Origin of the sequence: Mycobacterium sp. (genome assembly GCF_019247615.1) — a bacterium.
Lineage (GTDB): Bacteria > Actinomycetota > Actinomycetes > Mycobacteriales > Mycobacteriaceae > Mycobacterium.
The window spans coordinates 1-8495 of record NZ_JAFBAT010000218.1 but is presented as its reverse complement, the minus strand read 5'-3'; the positions used below and the strand labels follow the sequence as shown (position 1 = coordinate 8495).

Below are 8495 nucleotides of genomic sequence, written 5' to 3'. Positions count from 1 at the left end.
GGCGCCGCGAAACCTGTCGACAAACGTCATCCTTGCTTCCTCATCCTTTCGGCTGCGCCCTTCAGCCGGGCGCTTCGTCGAATTGGGTCGGACTGCACATGCCTTGCCCGGTTCCTCCGCGGGCCTCCCCGGCCCGCCTCGTCACCGCGCTGTGTCCGATTGCCCGGTTCCTCCGCGGACCTCCCCGGCCCGCCTCGTCACCGCGCTGTGTCCGATTGCCCGGTTCCTCCGCGGGCCTCCCCGGCCCGCCTCGTCACCGTGCTGTGCAGCAGTGCCCGTGTAGTCAACCACACGTTCGGCGGTCCGCTCTCATCGAACGGATCAGGCAAACCCCGACCGGCCCGCGTTCCGCGGCGGCTTCGGAGCCGGACGCTAGCCCCGGGAGCAGCGTTTCCGCATGTGCTTGGGCCGCATCCAGTACTGGTAGGAGCGCAGATGTGAAGTTGCTGGCAATTTCGGGGTTCCCGTGACGGAGCAGTATGGCGACCGACCGAAAAATTTTTTCGACTCTGCCCGACTCACTCCCGGGGCGGCGACGGGATCGGCTCGGGTACCGGCAGTCCGCAGCGGGCGAGTTCGTACAGCGGAACACGGTCGATCCGGTAGCCGGTGAACTCGAACGAGTGCAGGACGTTGGAGACGAAGCGGTGCAAGCTCATTGGCGCGCGCACGGAGCTCAGCATCGCCTTGGTCTCCGGGCATTGCAGGGCGGCCACCGCCTGGGCGACCCAGTTGACGTCCAAATAGCCTGGGATGCCGGGAGGTAACTTCACCCACGGCCCGTCGGCGATCACCCAGTCCGGGAACAAATTCTTGTCGTGGCCGATGCGGCCGTGCTTCAACCGCTCCGTGTGTTGGGCGATCGGGTTGGCCAGCCCGATCTGGTCGATCACCCGCACGTCGAGCCCGACGTTCATGCCGACCATGCCGAGGTTGGTGAAAAACACTGTGTGCTGCGGTTTTTGGGGTCTTCCGCTACCCGGCGGCGGCGGCAGCATCGGCACCAAATCCCACTGGGTGTAGTTGCCGGACGGCAGCAGCAACGCTCCCTCGGGGGTGTTGTCGATCGCGGTCAGCACCGCGGCCATCCGCGGATAGTCCAGGTAGTCGGCGGCCGTCAGCGGGTGTGCGTGCCCGGTGGCCTGCGCGTAGAAGCGGCGCTCGTCGACGATCCCCGAGTACGTCACGTGCGTGGCGTCGTCGCCCATCCCCGGCGAATTTGCTGCCCACAGCGACCAGCCCGCCACGCCCAGCCAAAGCAAACTCGCGGTGCCGGCCGCCCAATACCCCGTTTCGCGCGAATAGTCCCTGCCGTCGGGGACCATCACCGGGATGACGGCGACTGGCGCCAGCAAACAAAACAGCGGCGCCAGCAACACCCTCGCGTGCATGAAGTCGCCACCCTGCCGAATCCAATAGAGTCCCTGCACGAGCCCGCTGACGAGGACGAACGCCACCACCGCGGGCGGACTTCGCACCGCGCGCGCCAGTCGGCCGTAGTGGGGTGCAGGTGCGGGCCGCACGAACGACGGACGGCGGCGTGCCGCCGTCAACAGCGTCCCCAACGGCACGAGGATGACCACCGGTATCCACACCGCGTAGGGCCCGTTGAAGTTGGCGAGGTAAATCATGCCCTGTGACCACTTGTCACCGGCTGCGTCCTTGGCCAGCGCCGTACCGGGGACCAGCAGGCCGTAGTAGCCCATTCGGAATATCTCGTAGGCGACCGGCAAGAATCCGCCGGCTGCCACGATCAGGGCCCGCCGCCGCCAGTCGCCGGCGGCGATCAGCACCATGATCAGCGCGAGACCACCCATCAGGGCCAGCTCGGGCCGGACGAGCACGCTGAACCCGGCGACGAAGGCCAGCGCGCCGAGGAAGGCCCGGCTGTCCGGGCGGCCGCGCACCGGTTGCGCCCAGCACACCATCATCCACCACAGCAACCCCAGGTAGGTCAGCGTCAACCCGGACTCGAGGCCCGATGTGGCAAAGTCGCGCGATGGTGGCAATGCGATGTACACCAACGCGCCGGCCGGCAACATGATGGCCCTCCGACCTCGTAGGCCTGGCGCGTAAAGCCGTCCGGCACCCAACATCAGCAGCGCCACGCCCACCACCGACAGCGCCAGCGCCAGCGCCAGCGCCACGTATTCCATGCGAATGGGCCCGCCGACCCAGCTGCCCGCATACATCAGATAGGTCCAGGCCGTTGAGGTGTTCGCCTCCACCCGTTCACCCTGGTTGAAGACCGGCCCGTTGCCCGCCAGCAAATTGCGGACCGTGCGCAGCACGATCAGCCCGTCGTCGGCGATCCAGCGCCGCTGCCAGCTGCCCCAGGCGAACAGCGCAGCAACCACGGCCACGCCGACCCACAAGCTGACCCGCACCAGTGCGCAGTAAGGGAACAACGGCCGAGTGACCCGCTTGACCACCGGACCGTGGCGGCGCATCACTGCCACCTCGAGCGCCTTCAGTCTGGGGCTAGCCGAAGGCAACCGCGGCTCCGACTGTTGCTATCCATGCCAGCGCCAGCAGCTGTAACACCCGGTCACGTAGCGCGATGTCTTCGGGCTCTCCGGCCAGCCCCCCGTCGACGTCGACCGCGTAGCGCAGGATCGCGATGGTGAACGGCACCATCGACACCGCGAACCAGGAACCCGAATGCCGGTCACGCTCGAACGCCCACAGCCCGTAGCACAGCACGACGGCGGTGGCCGACATCGTCCAGACGAACCGCAGATAGGTGCTGGTGTAACTCTCCAGCGCCTTGCGGATCGCCGCTCCGGTGCGCTCGGCGACCTGCAGTTCGGCGTAGCGCTTGCCGGCCACCATGAACAGCGATCCGAACGCCATCATCAGCAAAAACCATTGCGACAAGGGGATGTTCGCGGCCACACCCCCGGCGATCGCGCGCAGCAGATACGCCGACGACACAATGCAGATGTCCATCACCGCTTGGTGCTTGAGGCCGAAGCAGTACCCCAATTGCATGCCGAGGTACACGGCCATCACCAGCGCCAAATCCGGGGTCAGCAGCCAGGAGATCGCCAGCGAGGCCACCCCCAGGACCGCCGCGAGAGCGTAGGCGAGCCACTCCGGCACCACACCGGCCGCAATCGGACGGAACCTCTTGGTGGGGTGCTCGCGGTCGGCCTCGACATCGCGCACGTCGTTGACCAGGTATATCGACGAGGCCGCCAGGCAGAACGCCACGAACGCCACCGACACCTTGCTCAGCACCTCGGCGTAGTCGTAGCGAACGGGTCCGCCCAGCGCGGCCAGCGGCGCGGCCAGCACCAGCACGTTCTTCACCCATTGCCGAGGGCGGATCGCCTTGACGACGCCGGTGATCAGGTTCCCCGGCGGTCCGGTCACCACGTCTTCACTCATTCGGCAATACCTCTTCCGGGACCTGTTCCGGGACCTCTCCCCAGGCCTGCGATGCCCGCAACCGCGGTACCGAGCCCGATGCCGAAGGCCACGTCGCTGGGATAGTGCACCCCCAGCAGTATCCGTGACAGTGCCATCGGAGGGACGAGCAACACGGGCGCCATACCTTTCGGCAGCCCGCCGACGCGGCCGAGAAGGATGGCTGCCGCGGTGGTGGAGGTGGCGTGCGCAGAGGGGAAGCTGAGCTGGCTAGGCGTGCCGACATTCACCGAGACCGCGGGATGACTGGGCCGCTTGCGTCGCACCAGGTGTTTGATCAGCACGGCCGCCGCGTGGGCGATGAACGCGCCGCCGCCTGCAGTCACCCAATCCCGGCGACGTGTCGGCGTCACCAGCGCACCGAGCAATGACAACGCCACCCAGCCGAGACTGTGCTCCCCGAAGTGGGACAGTGCCCGCGCCGCGGTCAGCACCCCGGGCCGGCCGGCGAGCGCGGACTGAACGGCCACCATTGCGGCGACTTCACCGCGAGGCGGACCCGTATCAGCCATGCTCTGCTGGCAACGCCGCTGGCAACAACACCGTCTCCCACTTCTGCTTGCTCGACAGCGCGGGCAGCGCGCCGCGATACACCCTGCGCATCTCGTCGAACCTGCTTGCCAGCTGGCGCTGCCGGCGCAGCGATGCAAACAGCAGCGAGAACATCTTGCGTCGGTCGCGCTGCCGGTAGACCACTCCGCAGCCGTCTGCGGTCGTGACGGTGGCGCCGTCGAGCGTGCACAGCCGGAACCAGCGTGCATCCTGGGTCGGCACGTTGTACTCCGGCCGCTGGTGGGCCTGCGGGTCAACCTTGGTCATGTTGTGCAAGATCCCCCGGGCCAACCGGTAGCCGATGGATACCGGGTTCACGGGAGGCCTCATCGCCTTGGTTCTGTTCTGCGGCGTCGGCAGTTCGCTGGCCGCCGGCAGCACGACCGCGTCCGGGTATTCCTTGCGCATCCGGTGCACTTCCGGCAGCGCCGATTCCAGGATCGAGAATATGTGCTCGGGACCGGCAAGAAAGTCGTCTATCGCCCTGTTCTGGATCGCCACCGTTGAATACTCAAGGCAGGCAAGGTGTTTCAGCGTCGCCTTCAGGTGACTACGGACAAGACCCGTGATGTCGCCGTCCCAGTGCATCGCCGCGACCACCAGCCGGTTGCGCAGGTGGAAGTACGCCTGCCAGTCGATGGCGTCGTCCTTGTCGCTCCACGCCATGTGCCAGATCGCCGCGCCGGGCAGCGTGACCGTCGGGTACCCGCGCTCGGCCGCGCGCAGGCCGTAGTCCGCGTCGTCCCACTTGATGAACAGCGGCAGCGGTTGCCCCAGCTCCTCGGCGACCTGCCGCGGGATCATGCACGTCCACCAGCCGTTGTAGTCGACGTCGATGCGGCGGTGCAGGAGCCTGCTTCGCTGGCTGTCGTCGTTCAGGGGGAACCTGGCGAAGTCGTGGTCGTATTCGGCGTGCGGCGCCGCGGTCCACATGAAATTGGTGGGGTTCACGACCTCGCCCATGATGTGCAGGTGCGACGGCTCCTGAAGGTTGAGCATCTGACCGCCCACCAGCATCGGCGTACTCGCGAAGCGATGCATGGCCAGCACCCGCAGGATGGCGTCCGGCTCGATGCGGATGTCGTCGTCCATGAACAGGATCTGCTGGCAGTCGGTGTTTTTCAGGGCCTCGTACATCACCCGGCTGTAGCCGCCCGACCCACCCAGGTTGGGCTGGTCATGAATGGACAGCCGACTGCCCAACCGCGCGGCCGCGGCGGGGAAGTCGGGGTGGTCGCGCACCTTGCGGACACCCTGGTCCGGCACGATCACTGCGCCGATCACCTCGTCCACCAGCGGGTCGGCGGTGAGCTCGGCGAGCGCGTTGGCGCAGTCCGCGGGACGGTTGAACGTCGGGATCCCGACGGCGAGGTTGGCCGTGCCCGGCGCGGGCTCGGTTGCATACCAGCCGCCGCTGAGCAAAGTGACCTTGCTGTCGGTGGTGATGTCGAACCAGATCCAGCCGCCATCTTCGAAGGGCTTGAGACTCACCTCGATCTCGAGCACTTGTGGTTGATCCTCAGTGCCCGTGAACTGGTGGCCTTCGACGAAGATTCGGGCACCGGTGGCCTTGGTGCGATAGACGTCCACGCGCCCGGCGCCGGTGACCTCCACCCGCAACACCACCGACCGGCAGATCGTCCAGCGGCGCCAGTAGCTCGCCGGGAATGCATTGAAGTACGTCGCGAAGGACACCTCGGACTCCGCACCGATCTGCAGCGAGGTGCGGGTGGTCGCGTGCGCGCGCCGGGCGTTGGTGGTCGACTCCTCCAGATACAGCTTGCGCACGTCGAGGGGTTCACCCGGACGCGGCAGGATGATTCGCGACAGCAGGCTGACCGCGGTCATTTAGCGCCACTCCTCCCCATCGCTTCGTCCCCCTCGCCGCTGCGCGGCTGGGGGTGCCCCCACTGCATCGTCGTTGGCGCGCATGCGTTCGCCCCTTCGTCTTGCATGAGTGGTGCGCCGTCTCGCAGGTGCGGCGCGAGGATGTTGTCGTACATGTTCAGCGCGCTGGCAATGGCCATGTGCATATCCAGATATTGGTAGGTGCCCAGCCGCCCGCCGAACAACACTTTCGACGACATCGTCTCGGACTTCGCCCGCGCTCGGTAGGCGGCCAGCAAGGCGCGGTCGGACTCGGTGTTGATGGGATAGTAGGGCTCGTCGTCGTCCTCGGCGAACCGCGAGTACTCCCGCATTATCACCGTCCTGTCGGTGGGATAGTCGCGCTCGAGGTGAAAGTGGCGGAATTCGTGGATACGGGTGTACGGCACGTCGAGATCGTTGTAGTTCATCACCGGCGTGCCCTGGAAATCCCCGATCGGCAAAACCTCGACTTCGAAGTCGAGCGTGCGCCAGCCGAGGCGGCCTTCGGAGTATTCGAAGTAGCGGTCCAGCGGACCGGTGTAGACCACCGGGGCCGACGGGGATTCCCCGCGGAGTTGGTCGCGGACGTCGAACCAGTCGGTGTTCAGCCTCACCTCGATGCGGTCATCGGCCGCCATGTTCTGTAGCCACGCCGTGTAGCCGTCGACCGGCAGGCCCTCGTAGGTGTCGCTAAAATAGCGATTGTCGAACGTGTAACGCACCGGCAGCCTGTTGATGACGGCGGCTGGGAGCTCGACCGGATCGGTCTGCCATTGTTTGGCGGTGTAACCCTTGACGAACGCCTCGTAGAGTGGCCGGCCGATCAGCGAGATGGCCTTCTCCTCGAGGTTTTGCGCGTCGGCGGTGTTGATCTCCGCGGCCTGCTCCGCGATCAGCTGCCGCGCCTCGTCGGGTGTGAAGTACTTGCCGAAGAACTGGGAAACCAGGCCCAGTCCCATCGGGAATTGGTAGGCCTGCCCGTTGTGCATGGCGAAAACGCGGTGCCGGTAGTCGGTGAACTCGGTGAACTGCCGCACGTAATCCCAGACCCTCTTGTTGGAGGTGTGGAACAGGTGGGCGCCGTACTTGTGCACCTCGATGCCGGTCTGGGGCTCGGGTTCGGAATAAGCGTTGCCGCCGATGTGCGGGCGGCGGTCGACCACGAGCACGCGTTTCCCGAGCTGGGTCGCAACGCGCTCGGCAATGGTCAGGCCGAAGAATCCGGAGCCGACGACAAAGAGGTCAAAGCGACTAGAAGGAGAAGTCATCGGTTGCTTAGGGTATCCGACGCCGGGGGCCTGACCCATTTGGCGAGGCCCACCAATCCGCGGTTCGCGCAGGTGACAACTGCTCCAGCAGGTTTCGTATCCCCGGTCACAGGCGAGGGCGCAATTGCCTCACGATTCAATATCAGCACTCTAGTCACAACAATCACACTCGTACCATCGATTCTGTGTGCTTCATGCCGGATGCAACGGGCAGGACGCGCCGCATAACGCAGTTGAACAGTTGTCCAGATTGAGGAGACTTCCGTGCCGAACCGACGCCGACGCAAGCTTTCGACAGCCATGAGCGCGGTCGCCGCCGTGGCAGTGGCGAGTCCTTGCGCATATTTCCTCGTTTACGAGTCGACCGCCGGCGACAAGCCGCCCGAGCATCACGAGTTCAAGCGCGCGGCGGTGATGTCCGACCTGCCCGGCGAGTTGATGGGTGCGCTGTCCCAGGGGCTGTCGCAGTTCGGGATCAACCTGCCCCCGGTGCCAGCCTTGGGCGGCGGCGCCGCCGGCACGCCTGGCCTGACCAGCCCGGGTCTGGGGACTCCGGGCCTGACCAGCCCGGCAGCGACGACTCCCGGTCTGACCAGTCCCGCTTTGACGAGCCCGGGTTTGACCAGCCCCGCTTTGACCAGCCCGGGTTTGACGAGCCCCGGTTTGACCAGCCCCAGCCTGGCGAACCCCGGCGTGCCGACCCCGACCCCGGGGGTCACGACGCCCGGGGCGGCGACAACGCCGGCAGCGGGCCTGAATCCCGCGCTCTCGAATCCGGGGCTTACCAGCCCTGCCGGGCTGACACCCGGCAACATCGGCAGCCCGACCCTGGCGCCCAGTGAAGTGCCAATCGACTCGCAGACCGGCTTGGACCCGGGCGCCGGCGGCACCTACCCGATCCTCGGTGATCCGTCGACGCTTGGCGGGACCTCACCCATCGGGGCCCCCGCCGCCGCCGGCAATGGTTCCGGAGGTGGCGGCGGTCTCATCAACGACCTGATGCAAGCGGCCAACCAATTGGGCGCGAGTCAGGCCATCGACCTGCTCAAGGGCTTGGTGATGCCGGCGATCATGCAGGGCGTCCAGCAGGGCGCGGCGGGCGGACCGGGTGCGGCGGGTGCCTTGCCCGGCGCGTTGCCGGCCGCCGCGGGTGCCCTGCCGGGTGCCGCGAAGGCTCTGCCCGGTGCTGCCGGTGCGCTCCCGGGCGGTCTGCCCGGCGCGGCTGCTGCGCTCCCGGGCGGCCTGCCCGGCGCGGCCGCTGCGCTCCCGGGCGGCCTGCCCGGCGCGGCTGCTGCGCTCCCGGGCGGCCTGCCCGGTGCTGCCGGTGCGCTCCCGGGCGGTCTGCCCGGTGCGGCCGCCCCGCCTGCGACTGCCGGG

Annotated in this window: 4 protein-coding genes and 2 pseudogenes; 1 reads left to right on the top strand and 5 read right to left on the bottom strand. The window is 67.1% G+C overall.

Annotated features, from left to right (window positions below; all coding sequences use genetic code 11):
• Positions 1 to 518: 518 nt before the first annotated feature.
• From aftB to glf, 5 genes and pseudogenes are all read right to left on the bottom strand, one after another.
• A complete protein-coding gene (gene aftB, locus JO059_RS15015) occupies positions 519 to 2495 on the bottom strand; it encodes a terminal beta-(1->2)-arabinofuranosyltransferase (RefSeq protein ID WP_293320023.1) in 1977 nt (658 codons plus the stop codon).
• Positions 2482 to 3390 (bottom strand): decaprenyl-phosphate phosphoribosyltransferase, encoded by a 909-nt coding sequence (locus JO059_RS15010; protein ID WP_293320021.1) that lies wholly within the window; start codon positions 3388 to 3390, stop codon positions 2482 to 2484. The genes aftB and JO059_RS15010 overlap by 14 nt, the downstream gene beginning before the upstream one ends.
• Entirely contained in the window at positions 3387 to 3941 is a 555-nt protein-coding gene (locus JO059_RS15005) for a phosphatase PAP2 family protein (protein WP_293320019.1), read from the bottom strand. The genes JO059_RS15010 and JO059_RS15005 overlap by 4 nt, the downstream gene beginning before the upstream one ends.
• Positions 3934 to 5829, bottom strand: a complete 1896-nt coding sequence (locus tag JO059_RS15000; protein ID WP_293320017.1) for a glycosyltransferase — start codon at positions 5827 to 5829, stop codon at positions 3934 to 3936. Before JO059_RS15000 ends, JO059_RS15005 begins: the two co-directional genes overlap by 8 nt.
• An 89-nt stretch (positions 5830 to 5918) precedes the next feature.
• Positions 5919 to 7157: pseudogene (gene glf / locus JO059_RS14995) on the bottom strand (UDP-galactopyranose mutase); the annotation flags it as partial.
• Positions 7158 to 7382: 225 nt separating this feature from the next.
• On the opposite strand from glf, the pseudogene JO059_RS14990 reads away from it, so the two are divergent.
• Positions 7383 to 8267: pseudogene (locus JO059_RS14990) on the top strand (PirG); the annotation flags it as partial.
• Positions 8268 to 8495 lie beyond the last annotated feature (228 nt).

Coding starts and splice junctions, on each gene's coding strand:
- JO059_RS15000 (WP_293320017.1), bottom strand. CDS start 5,829: ATGACCGCGGTCAGCCTGCTGTCGCGAATCATCCTGCCGCGTCCGGGT.
- JO059_RS15005 (WP_293320019.1), bottom strand. CDS start 3,941: ATGGCTGATACGGGTCCGCCTCGCGGTGAAGTCGCCGCAATGGTGGCC.
- JO059_RS15010 (WP_293320021.1), bottom strand. CDS start 3,390: ATGAGTGAAGACGTGGTGACCGGACCGCCGGGGAACCTGATCACCGGC.